We start from the raw sequence: 19,749 nt of genomic DNA, 5'->3' as shown, positions 1-19,749 counted from the left end.
GGAGTGCCCAGTGACCTCGACCGGCCTGCCGGACAGCCTGATCGCCACCCTCCCCGGCTCGTCCTACACGGATCCCGCGGTCTTCGCCCAGGAGCAGGAACACATCTTCGAGGCGATGTGGTTCTGCACCGTACGCTCCGCCGACCTCGCAAGGCCCGGTGCCTTCCGCACCGTCGAGGTGGGCCGCGAGAGCATCCTGATCACCCGGGCACGGGACAACTCCGTCCGCGCCTTCCTCAACGTCTGCCGGCACCGCGGAGCCAAGCTCTGCACGGCGGAGGCCGGCGAGGTCAAACGCGCCTTCCAGTGCCCCTATCACGCCTGGACGTACGACCTGACGGGCAAACTCGTCGCGGCACCCAACCTCACCAAGATGCCCGACGTCAGCCGCACCGAGTACGGCCTGGCCCCCGTGGCCGTGCGGGAATGGCTCGGCTATGTGTGGGTCTGCCTCGCGGCGGACCCGCCCCCCTTCGACGAGGTCGTGGGGGAGGTGGTCGCGCGCCTGGGCGACAAGGAGTCGATCGAGCACTACGACATCGACGACCTCGAAGTCGGCCGGCGCATCGTCTACGACGTGCGGGCGAACTGGAAACTCATCGTCGAGAACTTCATGGAGTGCTATCACTGCGCGACGATCCACCCCGAACTGACCGAGGTGCTCCCCGAGTTCGCCGACGGGTACGCCGCCCAGTACTACGTGGGACACGGCGCGGAGTTCGGCTCCGAGGTCAAGGGCTTCACCGTCGACGGCTCGGAAGGCCTCGACCGCATTCCGGGCATCACCGAGGATCAGGACCGCCGTTACTACGCGATCACCGTCCGGCCGCAGGTGTTCATCAACCTCGTGCCCGACCATGTGATCTTCCACCGGATGTATCCGGTCGCGGTGGACCGCACCGTCGTCGAGTGCGACTGGCTCTACCTCAAGCACGTCGTCGAGAGCGGCAAGGACGTCAGCCGGTCGGTGGAGCTCTTCGACCGGGTCAACCGGCAGGACTTCGACGCGTGCGAGCGCTGCCAGCCCGCGATGAGCTCACGGCTGTACGCCAAGGGCGGAGTGCTCGTGCCCAGCGAGCACCACATCGCCGAGTTCCACGCCTTCGTCCAGGAACGTCTGCGCGCGGGGCGGCCGCAGGAGGTCAGCCCAGGTAGCCCATGCGGTGGCTGATCTCGTCCGCGCCCTTGACCAGCACAGGGGCGAGCTCGTGCATCCGGTCCTCGGTGAGCCGGTACGCCGGTCCGGAGGCGCTCAGCGCCGCGATGACCTCGCCGTCCCTGTTACGGACGGGGGCGGCCATGGCGTGCAGTCCCACCTCGAACTCCTCCAGGGTCCAGGAGTAGCCGCGTTCGAGCGCCTCGGCGAGGTTCTTCTCGAGCTTCGTCTTCGCGGTCAGGGTGCGGGGGGTCAGCTTCTTCAGACCGGTCTCCGACAGCAGCGCGGCACGCTCCTTCGGCGGCATGTGGGCCAGCAGGATCTTGCCGCTGGAGGTGGCGTGCAACGGCGTCAGCTGGCCGACCCAGTTGAACGCCGTGACAGCGCCGGGACCGCGCACCTGGTACAGGTTGATCGCGTAGTGCTCCTGCATCACCGCGAGGTTCACGGTCTCGCCGATCTCCTCGGCGAGACGCTCGCAGACCGGGCGGCTCTGCTGGGTGATGTCGATGCGGCCGGTGACCGCGCCGGCGAGCCGCACGAGGCCGAAGCCGAGGCGGTACTTGCCGCGCTCGCCCGCCTGTTCCACCAGACCGCGCACCTCCAGGGCGCCGAGCAGCCGGAACGCGGTCGACTTGTGAACATCGATCTCGGCGGCCACCTCGCTGACTCCCGCCTCGCCGCGCCGGGCCAGGATCTCCAGCACGGTGATGGCGCGGTCGACGGACTGCACCCCGCCGGTCGGCGCGGTTGTCGTTTCGGTTTCTGCATGGTAGTTGCTCACAACGCAACTATACGGGCGTTAAACATAGCGGCCAGCGGTGCAGGTCAAGGCCTTGTGCAGACCTCGGAGAAGTTGCGCGGTTCGCAACCTGGTGCGCATAGCGGTACGAGTACTAGCATGCCGCGCATTCTCAACGGCGCGAGCGAGACGAGGCCCCATGGCTGACTTGCAGTACGACTTCGTCATCGTCGGTGGTGGATCGGCCGGCAGTGCGCTGGCCAACCGGCTCTCCGCGGACCCGGGCAACCAGGTGCTGGTCCTGGAGGCGGGCCGGCCCGACTATCCCTGGGACGTCTTCATCCACATGCCCGCGGCACTGACCTACCCGATCGGCAGCCGGTTCTACGACTGGAAGTACGAGTCCGAACCGGAGCCCCACATGGGCGGCCGGCGCGTCTACCACGCGCGAGGCAAGGTACTGGGCGGTTCCAGCAGCATCAACGGCATGATCTTCCAGCGCGGCAACCCCATGGACTACGAGCGCTGGGCAGCCGACCCGGGCATGGAGACCTGGGACTACGCGCACTGCCTGCCGTACTTCCGGCGGATGGAGAACTGTCTCGCCGCCGACCCGGACGACGAGTTCCGCGGTCACGACGGCCCTCTCGTCCTGGAGCGAGGCCCGGGTGCCGGCCCGCTCTTCGAGGCCTTCCTGAAGGCCACCGAGGAGGCGGGCCACGCCCCCACCGACGATGTGAACGGCTATCGGCAGGAAGGTTTCGCCCGGTTCGATCGCAACGTCCACCGCGGCCGCCGCCTCTCGGCCTCCAAGGCCTACCTCAAACCCGTATGCAAGCGCCCCAACCTCACGATCAGGACACGCGCCCTGGTCACCCGCGTCCTCTTCGAAGGCAAGAAGGCCGTCGGTGTCGAGTACCGGCGGGGCCGTGGCAGACCCCAGCGGGTGCGTGCCCGCGAAGTCATCCTGTGCGGAGGGGCGATCAACTCCCCGCAACTGCTGCAGCTCTCCGGCGTCGGCAACGCCGAGGAGCTGCGCGCCCTCGGCATCGACGTCGTACACGATCTGCCGGGCGTCGGCGAGAACCTCCAGGACCACCTGGAGGTGTACATCCAGTACGCCTGCAAGCAACCGGTCTCGATGCAGCCGTACCTCGCGAAGTGGCGCGCCCCCTTCATCGGACTCCAGTGGCTCTTCCGTACGGGCCCCGCCGCCACCAACCACTTCGAAGCGGGCGGCTTCGTCCGCGGCAACGAGGATGTGGCCTACCCCAACCTGATGTTCCACTTCCTGCCCGTCGCGGTCCGCTACGACGGCTCCGTGCCCGCCGGCGGGCACGGATATCAGGTGCACGTCGGGCCGATGTACTCCGACGCCGTCGGCTCGGTGAAGATCAAGAGCAAGGACCCGGCCGAGCATCCCGCGCTGCGCTTCAACTATCTGTCCACCGAGCAGGACCGCCGCGAGTGGGTCGAGGCCGTCAGGGTCGCCCGCAGACTGCTCAATCAGCCGGCCATGGCTCCCTACAACGCCGGGGAGATCTCGCCGGGACCGTCCGTCGAGACCGACGAGGAGATCCTCGCCTGGGTCGCCAAGGACGGCGAGACCGCGCTGCATCCTTCATGTACCTGCAAGATGGGCACCGACGAGATGGCCGTCGTGGATCCTGCCGACATGCGGGTGCACGGGGTGGAGGGGCTGCGCGTCGTCGACGCGTCGGTGATGCCGTACATTACCAACGGCAACATCTACGCACCGGTGATGATGATCGCGGAAAAGGCGGCCGACCTCATCCTCGGGAAGGATCCGCTGCCGCCGTCCGCCGCCGCCTATCACCGGCACCGCCCCCTGCCGTAACCAGCGCGTTTCAGACAGCCGACCGGCCCGGAGGCAAGGCGTTCCGGGCCTGCCGGTGCTGCGTCCCCGTGGCTGTCTCCTTGGCTAAACCGTCATCGTCAACCCCTTGACGTGGGTTGTCGCCTTCTCCAGAGTGTTCCACCACAAGCAATTCGACGCACGATGCGCAACGCGATTCGCTCGAAGGGCCCCGACGTGGCAGACCTGTACGTGGACGGACAATGGCGGGATCCCGTGGCCGGCGGCCACCGGGACATCCGCTGCCCCGCCGACGGCTCGCTCTCCGTGACGGTGTCCGAAGGCACCCGCCCCGACGCCGAGGCGGCTGTCGCCGCCGCCCGCCGGGCCTTCGACGACGGGCCCTGGCCGCGCACCCCCGAGCGCGAGCGCGGCGCCCTCCTCCTGCGCACCGCCGACCTGCTCGAACGCGACGCCGACGCGTTCGCCCGCGCCGAATCGCTGGACACGGGCAAACGGCTGGTGGAGAGCGAGTACGACATCGCCGACGTCGTCTCCTGCTTCCGCTACTACGGAGGGCTCGGCGGCACCGACGCGGGCCGGGTGATCGACACCGGCCGCGACGACGCCGTCAGCCGCGTCGAGTACGGGCCGATCGGTGTCTGCGCACTGATCACCCCCTGGAACTACCCGCTGCTCCAGGCGAGTTGGAAGGTCGCGCCCGCTCTCCTCGCGGGCAACACGATCGTCCTCAAGCCCAGTGAGCTCACCCCCTCGACGTCCGTCCTGCTGATGAAGGCGCTGGCGGAGGCCGGGCTCCCGGCCGGTGCCGCCAACCTCGTCCTGGGAGCCGGGCCCGAGGTGGGCGCACCCCTCGCCGAGGACCCGGCCGTCGACCTGGTCTCCTTCACCGGCGGCCTGGACACCGGCAGACGCATCATGGCCACCGCCGCCGCGACCGTGAAGAAGGTCGCGCTGGAACTCGGCGGCAAGAATCCCAATGTCGTCTTCGCCGACGCCGACTTCGAGACGGCCGTGGACTTCGCGCTCACGGCCGTCTTCCTGCATTCCGGCCAGGTCTGCTCGGCCGGCGCCCGGTTGATCGTCGAGGACTCGCTGCACGACCGGTTCGTCGACGAGGTGGTCCGCCGCGCCCGGCGGATCCGGCTCGGCGGCCCCTTCGACCCGCAGGCCGAGACCGGCCCGCTGATCTCCGCCCAGCACCTGGCGAAGGTCGAGGCGTACGTCGCGGCCGGTCTCGCCGAGGGCGCCGTCCTGCGCTGCGGTGGCGCACGCCCCGACGACCCGGCCCTCGCCGACGGCCACTACTACCCGCCCACCGTCCTCGACGAGTGCGGTCAGGACATGCGGGTGGTGCACGAGGAGTCCTTCGGGCCCGTGCTCACCGTGGAGCGCTTCACCGACGAGGACGACGCCGTACGCATCGCCAACGACACCGAGTACGGGCTCGCCGGCGCCGTCTGGACGCAGGACGCCGGGAAGGCCCAGCGGGTCGCCCGCCGGCTGCGCCACGGCACGGTGTGGATCAACGACTACCACCCCTATGTGCCGCAGGCGGAATGGGGCGGGTTCGGGCACAGCGGCGTGGGCCGCGAGCTGGGTCCGACCGGCCTGGACGAGTACCGGGAGCCCAAGCACATCTGGCAGAACATCCAACCCAGGCCGCAGCACTGGTTCCGCGGCTGAACGCCGAAAGAGGTCGAACATGACCCCAGCAACGACCGAGGTGCCGCAGCGGCGCGGCACACCCCAGGACGCGGCAGGCACGCCGGTCATCTCCGTACGCGAGCTGTGGAAGGTGTTCGGACCGAAGGCGGACCAGGTACCGGGCTCCGAGGAACTGCGCGGGCTCACCCGCCGCGAACTGATGGACCGTACCGGATGCACCGCCGCCGTGCGCGACGTGGACTTCGAGGTCTCGCCCGGCGAGGTGTTCGTCGTCATGGGCCTGTCCGGCTCCGGCAAGTCCACCCTGGTGCGCTGTCTGACCCGGCTCATCGAACCCACCGCCGGCGAGATCCTCTTCGAGGGCGAGAACATCCGCGACGCGGACGCGGGCCGCCTGCGCGAACTGCGCCGCAGCAAGTTCTCCATGGTTTTCCAGCACTTCGGGCTGCTGCCGCACCGCCGGGTCGTCGAGAACGTGGCGTTCGGGCTGGAGATCCGCGGCATGAGCCGGGCCGAGCGCACGAGACGGGCGCTGGAGGTCGTCGAACTCGTCGGGCTCTCCGGGTACGAGAGTTCCTACCCCGACCAGCTCTCCGGCGGTATGCAGCAACGCGTGGGTCTCGCCCGCGCACTGGCCGGCGACCCGGACATACTCCTCTTCGACGAGCCGTTCTCCGCGCTCGACCCGCTGATCCGCCGCGACATGCAGAACGAGGTCGTCCGGCTGCATCACGAGGTCGGCAAGACGATGGTGTTCATCACCCACGATCTGTCGGAGGCGCTGCGGCTGGGCGACCGCATCCTCATCATGCGCGACGGCAGGATGGTCCAGTGCGGCACCGGCGACGAACTGGTCGGGGCCCCCGCCGACGACTACGTACGCGACTTCGTCAGGGACGTGCCCCGCGGTGACGTACTCACCCTGCGTTGGATCATGCGCCCGGCGGAGCCCGACGACCCCCTGGACGGTCCCGAGCTCGGTCCGGACGTCGTGGTGAAGGAGGCCACGCGGGCGGTGCTCGCGGCCGAGAAGCCGGTCAAGGTCGTGGAGGACGGCAAGCTGCTCGGCATCGTCGGCGACGATGAGATCCTCGCGGTGGTCGCCGGGCAGGAAGGCGACGCGTGATGACCGTCGCGATCGAGAAACCGGAGAAGACCGGGACCGTGGAGCCGCCCGCTCCCGCCCGGCGCGTGCGCACGGTCAACCGCGCCGTGGTGGTGGCCGGGATCCTGCTGGTCTGGCTGGTGCTCTTCGCCGTGCTGCGCGGCAAGCAGACCCTGTCCCTCGCGGCGGCCGACCTGACCGATCTGCACCGGTGGTTCAACGACGTCAACGACTCGATCGGCGCGAACCGCAACTCCAACCCGCTCTTCCTCTACTTCTTCAACGAGATCCGCCTGGTCATCGACTCCCTGGTGACCTTCGTGCAGGATCTGATCTCGCAGCCGACCCCGGGCCGCCCGGTTCCGCAAGTCGGCTGGCTCGGTGTCGTCGGCGTCGTCGGCTACGTCTCCTGGGCCGTGGGCAACTGGCGGGTCGCGCTGCTGGCCGTGGCCGGCTTCACCTTCCTCGGCCTGCAAGGGCTCTGGCAGGAGAGCATGGACACGCTGGCGCTGACCCTCTCCGCGGTCTTCGTGGCGCTGCTGTTCGCCATTCCCCTGGGCGTGTGGGCCGGGTTGTCGGACCGGGTCAACCGGATCGTGACGCCGTTCCTGGACTTCATGCAGACGATGCCGACCTTCGTCTATCTGGCGCCGCTGACCCTGTTCTTCCTGATCGGTCCCGCCTCCGCCACGATCGCCACCACCATCTACGCGGCTCCACCGGCGATCCGCATCACCGCGCACGCCATCCGCTCCGTACCACAGGCCACCGTCGAGGCGGCGGACTCGATGGGTGCGACGCGGCGGCAGGCGCTGCTGAAGGTCCTGCTGCCGATGTCCAAGCGGACCGTGGTGATGGGCATCAACCAGACCATCATGGCCGCCCTGGCCATGGTGACCATCGCGGCCCTGATCAACGCGCCCGGCCTTGGCGCGACCGTCATCCAGGCCCTGCAGTCGCTGGACGTCGGCACGGCCTTCAACGCCGGTCTGGCCATCGTCGTCATGGCCATCGTGCTGGACCGGGTCACCACCGCGGCCAGCGGCCGGGCGGAGACGGCCCGGGGCTCGGACAGTCCCTTCCTCAAGTGGCGGCGGCAGCTGCTCGCGGCAGGCGCGGTGGTGGCGGCGGTGCTGGTGTATCTGTCGCACACATATATATGGGCGGCCGAGTTCCCCGGCGCGGGCGGCATCGGCAGCGGCATCGCCAGGACGGCTGACGATGTGACCACCTGGGCACAGGACAATCTGTCGGGCCTGACCAACGCCTTCCGCGACGCCCTCACCAACGGCCTGCTCAATCCGTTCCAGACCGTGCTGACCGACTCCCCGTGGTGGCTCGTCGGCGCCGCCCTCGTCGCCATCGGCACGGTGCTCGGCGGGTGGCGCGCCGGGGCCACCACGGCCGTGTGCGTGGGCCTGCTCGTCGGTACCGGTGTCTGGTCGGACGGCATGACGACACTGGCGTCCACCGCGGTGGCGACGGTGCTGGTGATGCTGCTCGGCGCCGTCCTCGGAGTGTGGATGGGACGCAGCGCGCTCGTGGACCGGTTGCTGCGGCCCACCCTGGACGCGGCCCAGGTCATGCCGCCGTTCGTCTATCTCGTGCCGTTCCTCGCGCTGTTCGGCGCGACACGGTTCACGGCCATCGTCGCCGCCGTCGTCTACGCGGCGCCGGTCGCCATCAAGATCATCGCGGACGGCGTGCGGGCCGTGCCCGAGACCACCGTCGAGGCGGCGACGTCCACCGGGTGCAACACCTGGCAGATCATCACCAAGGTCCAACTGCCCATGTCCCGGGGCGCCCTGACCCTCGCGACCAACCAGGGCCTGATCTACGTGCTGTCGATGGTCGTGGTGGGCGGTCTGGTGGGCGCGGGCGCCCTCGGCTACGACGTCGTGGCCGGGTTCTCACAGGGCCAGCTGTACGGCAAGGGACTCGCGGCGGGGCTCGCCATCGTCCTGCTCGGAGTCATGTTCGACCGGATCACTCAGGCAGCGGCTCGCCGCGCCGGAGCTTAAGGAGCACCACACCATGGCACGACACTTCAGAGCCGGCGCTGCCGGCCTGGCCGTCCTCGGCCTCACCCTCACGGCCTGCTCAGGCGCGAAGGTCGGCGACGACAGCGCGGGCGGCGCGGGCGGCTCGGGCAAGTGCGGCACCTTCAACCTCGCGATCAACCCCTGGGTGGGCTACGAGGCGAACGCCGCGGTCCTCGCCTACGTCGCCGAGCACGACCTCGGCTGCAAGGTCGAGCAGAAGGACCTGAAGGAGGAGATCGCCTGGCAGGGCTTCGGGACGGGCGAGGTCGACGCCGTCGTCGAGAACTGGGGCCACGACGATCTGAAGAAGAAGTACATCACCCAGCAGAAGACCGCCGTCGACGCGGGCCCGACCGGCAACGAGGGCCTCATCGGCTGGTACGTGCCGCCGTGGCTGGCCAAGGCGCACCCGGACATCCTGGACTGGAAGAACCTGAACAAGTACGCGTCGAAGTTCAAGACCTCGGAGTCGGGCGGCAAGGGGCAACTCCTCGACGGCGACCCCTCGTACGTCACCAACGACGAGGCGCTGGTGAAGAACCTCAAACTGGACTTCAAGGTGGTGTACGCGGGCAGCGAGACCGCGCTCATCCAGGCGTACCGCAACGCCGAGAAGAACAAGGAATGGGTGATCGGCTACTTCTACGAGCCGCAGTGGTTCCTGTCCGAGGTGCCGCTCAAGAAGGTCAGCCTGCCCGAGTACAAGTCGGGCTGCGACGCCGACGCCGAGAAGGTCGCCTGCGACTACCCGGTGTACAAACTGGACAAGATCGTCAGCGCCAAGTTCGCCAAGTCGGGCAGCCCGGCCTATGACCTGGTGAAGAAGTTCAACTGGACGAACGACGACCAGAACACCGTGGCCAAGTACATCGCGGTGGACAAGATGGCGCCCGAGGCCGCGGCGAAGAAGTGGGTCGAGGCCAACCGCGGCAAGGTCGACGCCTGGATCAAGTAGGGCGCACGACTGTCTGTGTGAACCCCGCCGGGAAGGCCCGGCAGGCTGCGTATCCAGCCTGCCGGGCCTCTTCGTTTTCCGGTGATTCCTCCCCGCCGCTTCCGGGGGTTTTCCGGCGTCGCGGACCCCTTGACACGCCTGTCCACGGCGGGCACATTGAGTTGCGCAACCTGAACTCTGTTGCGCACACAGCAACTGCATCGCTTTCAACGTCGGAGGTGCGGCGATGGCGGGACCCCGGGTGATCATCATCGGAGCGGGCGTCGTGGGAGCAGCGCTCGCCGATGAGATCTCCGCGCGAGGCTGGACCAACGTGACCGTCGTCGACCAGGGCCCGCTGCCCGCCACCGGGGGATCGTCGTCACACGCCCCGGGCCTGGTCTTCCAGACCAACCCCTCCAAGACCATGACCGAGATGGCCCGCTACACCGTCGAGAAGTTCTGCTCGCTCGACGTCGACGGCGAGCCCTGCTTCCTCCAGGTCGGTGGCCTGGAAGTGGCGACCAGCCCCGAGCGCGTCACGGAACTCCGGCGGCGCCACGGCTGGCTCACCTCCTGGGGCATCGAGTCACGGCTGCTGACCACCGAGGAGTGCGTCGCGCAGCACCCGCTCGTCAACCCGGACAAGGTCCTCGCCGGCCTCCACGTGCCCACGGACGGCCTCGCGAAGGCGGTCCTCGCCGTCGAGGCGCAGATCCGCCGGGCCACCGAGCGCGGCGTGCGCTTCCTCGCCCGACACGAAGTCCTCGACGTCCAGCGGGCCGACGGCGAGGTGACCGGCGTCCTCACCGATCAGGGCGAGATCCCCGCCGACATCGTCGTGTGCTGCGCCGGCATCTGGGGCCCGAAGATCGCCCGCATGGCCGGCATGAACCTCCCGCTCACGCCGCTCGCCCACCAGCTCGCCTGGACGGGCCCGGTACCGGCCCTGGCGGGCCAGACGCAGGAGGCGGTCCGCCCGATCCTGCGCCACCAGGACGCCGACCTCTACTACCGCGACCGCTTCGACGGCCTGGGCATCGGCTACTACGGCCACCGCCCGATGCCCGTCTCCGCCGATGACATCCTCTCCGTGGACGAGTCCGAGGACATGCCGTCCGTCCTGAAGTTCACCGAGGAGGACTTCGAAGCGGCCTGGAGCGAGACCCAGTCCCTGCTTCCCGCGACGAAGGACGCCAAGGTCGAAGAGGGCATCAACGGCTTGTTCTCCTTCACCACCGACGGCCTGCCGCTGCTCGGTGAATCCCCGGACCTCAAGGGCTTCTGGGTCGCCGAGGCCGTCTGGGTCACCCACTCCGCGGGCGTAGGACGGGCCATGGCCGAGTGGCTGGTCGACGGCCACTGCTCCTCGTTCGACCTGCACGAGTGCGACGTCAACCGCTTTGAGCCGCACCAGCTCTCGCCCGAGTACGTGCTGGCCCGCGACTGCCAGAACTTCGTCGAGGTCTACGACATCCTCCACCCCCTCCAGCCGTCGGGAGACCCGCGCCCGATCCGCACGAGCCCGTTCCACACCCGCCAGCAGGAGCTCGGCGCCTTCTTCCTGGAGGCCAACGGCTGGGAGCGCCCGCAGTGGTACGAGGCCAACGCGGGCCTGGCCGAAGGCCGTTCCATCCCGACCCCCAACGACTGGGCCGCGCGCTACTGGTCGCCCATCGTCGGCGCCGAGGCCCAGGTCACCCGCGAGACCGTCGCGATGTACGACATGACGGCCCTCAAGCGCCTGGAGGTGAGCGGCCCCGGTGCCGCCGCCTTCCTGGAGCGGCTGTGCACCGGCAAGGTCGCCAAGTCCGTCGGCTCGGTGACGTACACGCTGCTGCTCGACCACGACGGCGGCATTCGCAGCGACATCACCGTCGCCCGGCTGGCCCCCGACCGCTTCCAGGTCGGGGCCAACGGCAACCTGGACCTCGACTGGTTCACGCGTCACCTCCCCGCCGACGGCGCGGTCCAGGTCCGCGACATCACACCCGGCACGTGCTGTATCGGCCTGTGGGGGCCGCGCGCGCGTGATGTCCTCCAGCCGCTCACCGACGCCGACTTCTCGGCGACGGGTCTGAAGTACTTCCGCGCCAAGCGTGCTCACGTCGGCTCCGTGCCGGTGACGGCGATGCGGCTGTCATACGTCGGCGAACTCGGCTGGGAGCTGTACACCACCGCGGACCTGGGACTGAAGCTGTGGGACACGCTGTGGCGGGCTGCGGAGCCGTTGGGTGGCATCGTGGCCGGGCGTGGTGCGTTCAACAGTCTCCGGCTGGAGAAGGGGTACCGCTCGTTCGGCACGGACATGACCTACGAGCACGACCCTTACGAGGCCGGGGTCGGGTTCGCCGTGAAGCTCGACAAGGACGACTTCATCGGAAAGGCGGCGCTGGAGCGGCGCAAGGCCGATGTCCGGCGGAAGCTGACCTGTCTCACGATCGACGACCCTCAGGCCGTCGTCATGGGCAAGGAGCCGGTGTACGACGGGGACTGTGCGGTGGGGTACGTCACCAGTGCGGCTTATGGCTACACGATCGGCAAGGGCATTGCCTATGCGTGGTTGCCCGTGGAACTCGCGCAGCCGGGGACCGTCGTGCACATCGGGTACTTCGATCAGTCCGTCGAGGCCGTGGTCGCCGAGGAGCCTCTGTTCGATCCGGCCATGTCCCGGCTTCGTGGCTGAGTTTTCGTCTGCGGCTGCGTTGTGGCTGGTCGCGCAGTTCCCCGCGCCCCTGAAGGCGTTCAAGCTCAGCCTCCTTGGAAGGAACTCTCGAGGTGACCGCACAACTGCTCGACGGCAAGGCCACCGCCGCTGTCATTCGTCGTGAACTCGCCGAACGCGTCGCAAAGCTGAGCGCGATCACCGGCCGGGTGCCCGGTCTGGGTACCGTCCTGGTCGGTGACGACCCGGGCAGTCACGCCTACGTCGGTGGCAAGCACCGGGACTGCGCGCAGGTGGGTATCGCCTCCCTCCGGCGGGAGCTGCCCGCCGGTGCCTCGCAGCGGCAGGTCGAGGAGACGATCGACGAGCTCAACGCCGACCCCGCCTGTACCGGCTACATCGTCCAGCTCCCGTTGCCGGGCCACCTCGACGCGGGCGCCGTACTGGAACGCATGGACCCGGCCAAGGACGCCGACGGACTGCACCCCGTCAACCTCGGCCGGCTCGTCCTCGGCGTGGATGCCCCGCTGCCGTGCACCCCGCGCGGCATCGTCGAACTGCTCCGCCGCCACGACGTGCCGCTCGCCGGAGCGCGGGTCTGCGTGATCGGCCGGGGCATCACCGTCGGACGGCCCATCGGGCTGCTGCTCACCCGCAGGTCCGAGAACGCCACCGTGACCCTGTGCCACACCGGCACCAGGGGCCTGGCCTGGCACGTACGCGAGGCGGACATCGTCGTCGCGGCCGCCGGCTCGCCCGGACTGATCACCAAGGACATGCTGCGCCCCGGCGCGGCCGTCCTGGACGTCGGCATCACCCGCACCGACCAGGGCCTGGTGGGTGACATCCACCCGGACGCCGCCCGGGTCGCCGGATGGCTGGCGCCGATGCCCGGGGGCGTGGGCCCCATGACCCGGGCCATGCTGCTCGCCAACGTCGTCGAGGCCGCCGAGAGGAACGTGAACCCCGTATGAACGCGCTGAACACCCCCCTGGCGGAGCTGGACCCCGAGGTCCACGCCGCGCTCCGCGCCGAACTGCACCGCCAGCAGTCCACCCTGGAGATGATCGCCTCCGAGAACTTCGCGCCCACCGCCGTGATGGAGGCACAGGGCTCGGTCGCGACCAACAAGTACGCCGAGGGCTACCCCGGCCGCCGCTACTACGGCGGCTGCGAACACGTCGACGTCACCGAGCGGCTGGCCATCGAGCGCGTCAAGTCCCTCTTCGGCGCGGGCTTCGCCAACGTGCAGCCGCACTCGGGCGCCCAGGCCAACACCGCCGTCTTCTTCGCTCTGCTCCAGCCCGGCGACACCGTCCTGGGCCTCGACCTCGCGCACGGCGGGCACCTCACGCACGGCATGCGCATCAACTACAGCGGCAAGATGCTGAACGTCGTGCCGTACCACGTGTCCGAGGGGGACAACCTCGTCGACATGGACGAGGTCGAGCACCTCGCCAAGGAACACCGCCCCAAGATGATCATCGCGGGGTGGTCGGCGTACCCGAGGCAGCTGGACTTCGCGGCCTTCCGCCGGATCGCCGACGAAGTGGGCGCCCTGCTCATGGTCGACATGGCGCACTTCGCGGGACTGGTCGCGGCGGGACTGCACCCCAACCCCGTACCGCACGCCCACGTCACGACCACCACGACCCACAAGACCCTCGGCGGCCCGCGCGGCGGAGTCATCCTGACCAACGAGGCCGACCTCGCCAAGAAGATCAACTCGGCGGTCTTCCCCGGGATGCAGGGCGGCCCCCTGGAGCACGTCATCGCCGCGAAGGCGGTGTCGTTCAAGGTCGCCGCGTCACCGGAGTTCGCCGAACGCCAGGCCCGCACACTCGCCGGCTCCCGGATCCTCGCCGAACGCCTCACCCGGGCGGACGCGGCGGCGGCCGGCGTACGGGTCCTCACCGGAGGCACGGACGTCCACCTCGTCCTGGTCGACCTGCGCGACTCGGAACTCGACGGCCGGCAGGCCGAGGACCTGCTCCACGAGATCGGCATCACCGTCAACCGCAACGCCGTGCCCTTCGACCCGCGCCCGCCCATGGTCACCTCGGGCCTGCGCATCGGCACCCCGGCCCTGGCCACCCGCGGCTTCACCGAGGAGGACTTCGCCGAGGTCGCGGACGTGATCGCCCTCGCCCTCCAGCCGGAGCCGGACGTCGCCGCCCTGCGCGCCCGCACGGAGGCCCTGGCCGCAAAGCACCCGCTCTACCCGCACCTGTCCGAGGACGGAGACGCCCGATGAGCCCCCGCACCCCCGGCGCCGAGCTCCCCGAACACCCCGACTGGCTGTGGCGCAACCCCGAGCCGAAGCGCTCGTACGACGTCGTCATCGTGGGCGGCGGCGGCCACGGCCTGGCCACCGCCCACTACCTGGCGAAGAACCACGGCATCACCAACGTCGCCGTGCTGGAGAAGGGCTGGCTGGCGGGCGGCAACATGGCCCGCAACACCACGATCATCCGCTCCAACTACCTCTGGGACGAGAGCGCCGGCATCTACGAGCACGCGCTCAAGCTGTGGGAGGGCCTGGCCGAGGAGCTCGACTACCCGATCCTCTTCTCCCAGCGTGGCGTCCTCAACCTCGCCCACAGCCTTCAGGACGTCCGCGACAGCGTGCGCCGCGTCGAGGCCAACCGCCTCAACGGCGTGGACGCCGAGTGGCTCGACGCGGACGGCGTCAAGGACGTCTGCCCCATCGTCAACATCTCCCCGGACGTGCGCTATCCGGTCCTGGGTGCGACCTACCAGCCGCGCGCGGGCATCGCCAAGCACGACCACGTGGCATGGGGCCTCGCCCGCTCCGCCGACGCCGCCGGGATCGACATCATCCAGAACTGCGAGGTGACCGGCCTCGACGTCGTCGGCAACCGGGTGGTGGGAGTCCGGACCACCCGCGGCCCGATCGCGGCGGGAAAGGTCGCACTCTGCTCGGCCGGCCACACCTCGGTCCTGGCGGCCATGGCGGGCATCGAACTCCCCGTCCAGAGCCACCCCCTGCAGGCCCTGGTGTCGGAACTGCTGGAACCCGTCCACCCGACGGTCGTCATGTCCAACGCCGTCCACGTGTACGTCAGCCAGGCCCACAAGGGCGAGCTGGTCATGGGCGCGGGCATCGACGCGTACAACTCCTACACCCAGCGCGGCGCCTTCCACATCATCGAAGAGCAGATGTCGGCGGCCCTGGAGCTCTTCCCGGTCTTCGCCCGGGCCCACGTCCTGCGCACCTGGGGCGGCATCGTCGACGTCAGTCCCGACGCCTCACCGATCATCGGGCTCAGCCCCGTCGACAACCTCTACCTCAACTGCGGCTGGGGAACCGGCGGTTTCAAGGCCACCCCCGGGGTCGGCTGGGTCTACGCCCACACCATCGCCCACGACACACCGCATCCGCTGAACGCCCCCTTCTCGCTCGACCGTTTCACCACCGGCGCGCTCGTCGACGAGCACGGCGCGGCCGCGGTGGCCCACTAGGACCATCAGGGAGCCGACCCATGCTGCTGATCCCCTGCCCGTGGTGCGGGCCGCGCGACGAGGCCGAGTTCCACTACGGCGGCCAGGCCCACGTGCCCTACCCGCAGGACCCGTCCTCCCTCACCGACGAGGAGTGGGCCCGCTACCTCTTCTTCCGCGACAACCCCCGGGGCCCCTTCGCCGAACGCTGGACCCACGCGGCGGGCTGCCGCCGCTGGTTCAACGCGGTGCGGGACACATCGACGAACGAGATCCTCACGGTGTACCGGGCGGGGGAGGAGCGCCCGGAAACGGTGAACTCGCGTCCGGCCACATTCCAGCCGAGTTCGGCACAACCAGCCCGTCCGGCGCTTGAGGACGAGGCCGTTCAGGCCGAAGCGGGGCCCGGGGCGGCAGCCCCGGTGGGGGTGCAGGGGGCGAAGCCCCCGCCGGCGTCCGGGCCTGGGGCGGCAGCCCCGGTAGGGGGGCACGGGGCGCAGCCCGCTCGGGTGTCGGGGCCTGGGGCGGCAGCCCCGGTGGGGGTGCAGGGGGCGAAGCCCCCGCGGGGGCCTGGGGGCGTAGCCCCCAGCGGGGTCGAAGGGGCGGAGCCCCTGGAGGATGGGACGGGTAGGGGCGGCGGGGGCGAGGAAACCCAGCCGTTCCGCCACCCCACCCACGGCCGAATCCACCGCGACACCCCGCTCACCTTCACCTTCGACGGCACCGCATACCAGGGCTACAAGGGCGACACCCTCGCCTCCGCCCTCCTCGCCAACGGCGTCATCCAGACCGGCACCAGCATCAAACTGGGCCGCCCCCGCGGCATCTTCTCGGCCGGCGCCGAGGAACCCAACGCGGTCGTCCAGATCGAGGCCCCGTTCCCCGAGCCCATGCTCCCCGCCACCACCGTCGAGCTCTACGACGGCCTCGCCGCGACCGGCCTCCCCGGCCAGGGGCGCCTCGCCACCACCCCCGACCCGGCCCGCTACGACGCCGTACACGCCCACTGCGACCTCCTGGTCGTCGGCGCGGGCCCGGCCGGCCTCGCCGCAGCGGCAGCCGCCGCCCGCTCAGGCGCCCGCGTCATCGTCGCCGACGACCAGCCCGAACCCGGCGGCAGCCTCCTCGGCACCGGCGAACTCCTCGACTGGGTGGACGACACGACCGCCCGACTCGACGCGGCTCCCGACGTACGCGTCCTGCGCCGCACCACCGTCTTCGGCTACTACGACGACAACCACCTCCTCGCCGTGGAGCGCCGCACCAACCACCTCGGCGCCGAGGCCCCGGAGCACGTCTCGCGCGAACGCGTCTGGCGCATCCGCGCCCGCCGGGTCGTCCTCGCCACCGGCGCGCACGAACGCTCGCTGGCCTTCGCGGACAACGACCGCCCCGGCGTGATGCTGGCCGCCTCGGCCCGCGCCTACGTCAACCGCCACGGCGTCCTGCCCGGCCGTCACGCGGTCGTCTTCACCACCAACGACAGCGCCTACGCGGCAGCACTGGACCTAGCCGCGGCGGGCGTGACCGTCGAGGCCGTCGTCGACACCCGCGCCGAGCCGGGGGCGTGGGCCGAGCGCGCCCGCGAGGCCGGCATCGAGGTGCTGACAGGCCACGCCGTCACCGGCACGGAAGGCGCCCCCCGGCTCACTTCCGTGACCGTCGCTCCGTACGGACAGACAGCAGGCCGACGGGAGTTCGCCGCCGACCTGCTCCTGGTCTCCGGCGGCTGGAACCCGGTCGCACACCTGTTCAGCCAGGCGGGAGGCAAACTCCGCCACGACGAGGAACTCGGCACCTTCGTCCCCGACACCTGCCGCCAGGCGGTCGACGTCGCGGGCGCCGCGAGCGGCGTCTTCGGCTTGGCGCGAGTTCTCGCACAAGGGGCCGCCGCCGGCGCCCGCGCGATCGAGGCCGAGGGCTACACCCCGGAAGAGGTCCATCTGCCACGCGTGGCCACCATGCCGCAGACGCCGCCCATGCAGGTCTTCACCGTCCCGGGCCGGGAAGGCGCCCCGCGCTTCGTCGACCTGCAACGCGACGTCACCGTCGACGACCTGGCCCGGGCGACCGGTGCCGGCATGCGCTCCGTGGAGCACACCAAGCGCTACACCACGGCCGGCACGGCGAACGACCAGGGCAAGACCTCCGGCGTCCTGGCCAGCGGCGTCGTCGCCGAACTGCTCGGCGTGGACATCTCCGCGCTCGGCACCACCACCTTCCGGCCGCCGTACACCCCCGTCTCCTTCGCCGCCCTCGCCGGCCGCGACCGTGGCGCCCTGCTCGACCCGATCCGCATCACCGCCCTGCACGCATGGCACGTCGCGCACGGCGCCCTGTTCGAGAACGTCGGCCAGTGGAAGCGGCCCTGGTACTACCCGCAGGACGGCGAGGACATGGAGACGGCCGTACTGCGCGAGTGCGCAGCCGCCCGCGAGGGCGTCGCCTTCATGGACGCCTCCACCCTCGGCAAGATCGACGTGCAGGGCCCGGACGCCGGCGTCTTCCTCGACCTGCTCTACACCAACATGATGAGCACCCTGAAGGTCGGCATGATCCGCTACGGCGTGATGTGCCGCCCGGACGGGATGGTCTTCGACGACGGCACGGTGATCCGCCTCGACCAGGACCGCTACCTGGTCACCACCACGACGGGCAACGCCGCCGCCGTGCTGGACTGGATGGAGGAGTGGCTGCAGACGGAGTGGCCCGAACTGCGCGTCCACTGCACGTCGGTGACCGAACAGTGGGCCACCGTCGCCCTGGTCGGCCCGCGCTCCCGCGAGGTCCTCGGCTCGCTCGCGCCCCGACTCGCCGTCGCCAACGAGGACTTCCCCTTCATGGCGTGGCGCGATACGACCGTCGCCGGCATCGACGCGCGCGTGTGCCGGATCAGCTTCTCCGGCGAACTCGCCTATGAGATCAACGTGTCACCGTGGGAGGCCGTCGCCCTGTGGGAGGCGCTGTACGAGGCCGGCGCGCCGTACGGCATCACCCCCTACGGCACGGAGACCATGCACGTCCTGCGCGCGGAGAAGGGCTATCCGATCGTCGGCCAGGACACCGACGGCACGGTGACGCCGCAGGACCTCGGCATGAGCTGGGTGGTGTCGAAGAAGAAGCGGGACTTCATCGGCAAGCGGTCCCACGCCCGCGCCGACACCGCCCGCCCCGACCGCAAGCACCTGGTCGGGCTGCTTCCGGAGGACCCGGGCACGTTCCTCCCCGAAGGCACGCACCTGGTCGCCGACAGCGTGCTGCCCGCGCCGCCCGTCCCGATGCTCGGTCACGTCACGTCCAGCTACCGCAGCGCGGCCCTCGGCCGGACCTTCGCCCTCGCGCTCGTCAAGGGCGGCCGGGACCGCATCGGTGAGCGCCTCTTCGCACCCGTGGGCGACCGGCTGGTCCCGGTGACCGTCGCGAGCCCCGTCCTCTACGACCCCGAGGGAGCCCGCCGCGATGGCTGACACCGCCGTTACCACCCCGCTCCGCAGCCCCCTGTCGCATGCCGCCGGCCGGCTGGCCGCCGCGACCCGCGCCTCCGGGGGCGCGATCCGGCTGGCGGAACTGCCCTTCCTGACCCAGATCAATGTGCGTCTCGACCCCAAGGGAGCGGCGGCGGACGCCGTGGGGCTGGCGCTGGGGCTCCAACTCCCCGTCGAACCCGGCACCGTGGTGCGGGCCGGGGAACTGACCGCGCTGTGGCTCGGCCCCGACGAATGGCTCGTGGTGGGACCGCCGGGCGGTGGGCGGGACCTGGAGAGCCGGATCCGTGAGGCCGCGGGCGAGGAGCCCGTGTCCGTCATCGATGTGTCGGCTCAGCGCACCACGCTCCTCGTCGCCGGTCCCCGGGCCCGCGACCTGCTGGCCCACGGCTGCTCGCTCGATCTTCACCCGCGGGTCTTCGGCCCGGGGCGCTGCGCCCAGACGAACCTGGCCCGCGCCCAGGTCGTCCTGGTCGCCCGCGACGAGCCCAGGGCCGGGTTCTGGGTGCTGGTCCGTTCGTCCTTCGCCGGCTACCTGACGGACTGGCTGCTGGACGCGGCCGTGGAGTGGACGGGCTGACGCGGGCAGCGCGAAGCGGCGGTCGGCGATCCGGACACCGGATCACCGACCGCCGCCTGTCGCTTGTCGTGAG

The 19,749-nt window shown here is 70.3% G+C and carries 13 protein-coding genes; 12 read left to right on the top strand and 1 reads right to left on the bottom strand.

The genetic code is table 11. The annotated features are described in order from the left end of the window. Positions 1-10 precede the first annotated feature (10 nt). Entirely contained in the window at positions 11-1,171 is a 1,161-nt protein-coding gene (locus ABZ192_RS30455) for an aromatic ring-hydroxylating dioxygenase subunit alpha (protein ID WP_356927692.1), read from the top strand. Here the strand turns inward: ABZ192_RS30455 and ABZ192_RS30450 are convergent. Then, the gene (locus tag ABZ192_RS30450; protein ID WP_356927751.1) at positions 1,143-1,889 is read right to left on the bottom strand and encodes an IclR family transcriptional regulator; all 747 of its coding nucleotides are present in this window, start codon (positions 1,887-1,889) and stop codon (positions 1,143-1,145) included. The two genes, ABZ192_RS30455 and ABZ192_RS30450, sit on opposite strands and share 29 nt — an antisense overlap. A gap of 208 nt (positions 1,890-2,097) precedes the next feature. Between ABZ192_RS30450 and betA the strand changes: the two genes are divergently transcribed. The 11 genes from betA (at position 2,098) to ABZ192_RS30395 (ending at position 19,676) form a co-directional block, all read left to right on the top strand. Further along, positions 2,098-3,756, top strand: a complete 1,659-nt coding sequence (betA, locus tag ABZ192_RS30445; RefSeq protein WP_356927691.1) for a choline dehydrogenase — start codon at positions 2,098-2,100, stop codon at positions 3,754-3,756. Between the two features lie 195 nt (positions 3,757-3,951). Next, positions 3,952-5,421, top strand: coding sequence for an aldehyde dehydrogenase family protein (locus tag ABZ192_RS30440; protein WP_356927690.1), 1,470 nt, complete (start codon positions 3,952-3,954; stop codon positions 5,419-5,421). A 19-nt stretch (positions 5,422-5,440) separates the two neighbouring features. Next, positions 5,441-6,529, top strand: coding sequence for a glycine betaine/L-proline ABC transporter ATP-binding protein (locus ABZ192_RS30435; protein ID WP_356927689.1), 1,089 nt, complete (start codon positions 5,441-5,443; stop codon positions 6,527-6,529). Then, positions 6,529-8,529 carry an ABC transporter permease subunit gene (locus tag ABZ192_RS30430; RefSeq protein WP_356927688.1) on the top strand — a complete coding sequence of 667 codons (2,001 nt, stop codon included), beginning with the start codon at positions 6,529-6,531 and terminating at the stop codon, positions 8,527-8,529. The genes ABZ192_RS30435 and ABZ192_RS30430 overlap by 1 nt, the downstream gene beginning before the upstream one ends. Positions 8,530-8,542: 13 nt before the next feature. Next, positions 8,543-9,505 carry an ABC transporter substrate-binding protein gene (locus ABZ192_RS30425; protein WP_356927687.1) on the top strand — a complete coding sequence of 321 codons (963 nt, stop codon included), beginning with the start codon at positions 8,543-8,545 and terminating at the stop codon, positions 9,503-9,505. Positions 9,506-9,731: 226 nt separating this feature from the next. Continuing rightward, positions 9,732-12,170: an FAD-dependent oxidoreductase gene (locus ABZ192_RS30420; RefSeq protein WP_356927686.1), complete on the top strand. Its 2,439-nt coding sequence runs from the start codon at positions 9,732-9,734 to the stop codon at positions 12,168-12,170. A gap of 92 nt (positions 12,171-12,262) precedes the next feature. Further along, on the top strand, positions 12,263-13,123 hold the full coding sequence (locus ABZ192_RS30415) for a bifunctional methylenetetrahydrofolate dehydrogenase/methenyltetrahydrofolate cyclohydrolase (protein WP_356927685.1): 861 nt from the start codon (positions 12,263-12,265) through the stop codon (positions 13,121-13,123). Continuing rightward, positions 13,120-14,403 (top strand): serine hydroxymethyltransferase, encoded by a 1,284-nt coding sequence (glyA, locus tag ABZ192_RS30410; RefSeq protein ID WP_356927684.1) that lies wholly within the window; start codon positions 13,120-13,122, stop codon positions 14,401-14,403. Before ABZ192_RS30415 ends, glyA begins: the two co-directional genes overlap by 4 nt. Next, positions 14,400-15,632 (top strand): sarcosine oxidase subunit beta family protein, encoded by a 1,233-nt coding sequence (locus tag ABZ192_RS30405; protein ID WP_356927683.1) that lies wholly within the window; start codon positions 14,400-14,402, stop codon positions 15,630-15,632. Before glyA ends, ABZ192_RS30405 begins: the two co-directional genes overlap by 4 nt. A 20-nt stretch (positions 15,633-15,652) precedes the next feature. Next, the gene (locus ABZ192_RS30400) at positions 15,653-19,078 is read left to right on the top strand and encodes a sarcosine oxidase subunit alpha family protein (protein WP_356927682.1); all 3,426 of its coding nucleotides are present in this window, start codon (positions 15,653-15,655) and stop codon (positions 19,076-19,078) included. Next, positions 19,071-19,676 (top strand): sarcosine oxidase subunit gamma family protein, encoded by a 606-nt coding sequence (locus tag ABZ192_RS30395; RefSeq protein ID WP_356927681.1) that lies wholly within the window; start codon positions 19,071-19,073, stop codon positions 19,674-19,676. Before ABZ192_RS30400 ends, ABZ192_RS30395 begins: the two co-directional genes overlap by 8 nt. Positions 19,677-19,749 lie beyond the last annotated feature (73 nt).

It is taken from the genome of Streptomyces sp. NPDC006235, assembly GCF_040613735.1.
GTDB lineage: Bacteria > Actinomycetota > Actinomycetes > Streptomycetales > Streptomycetaceae > Streptomyces.
This window is presented reverse-complemented; position numbering and strand designations above follow the sequence as displayed.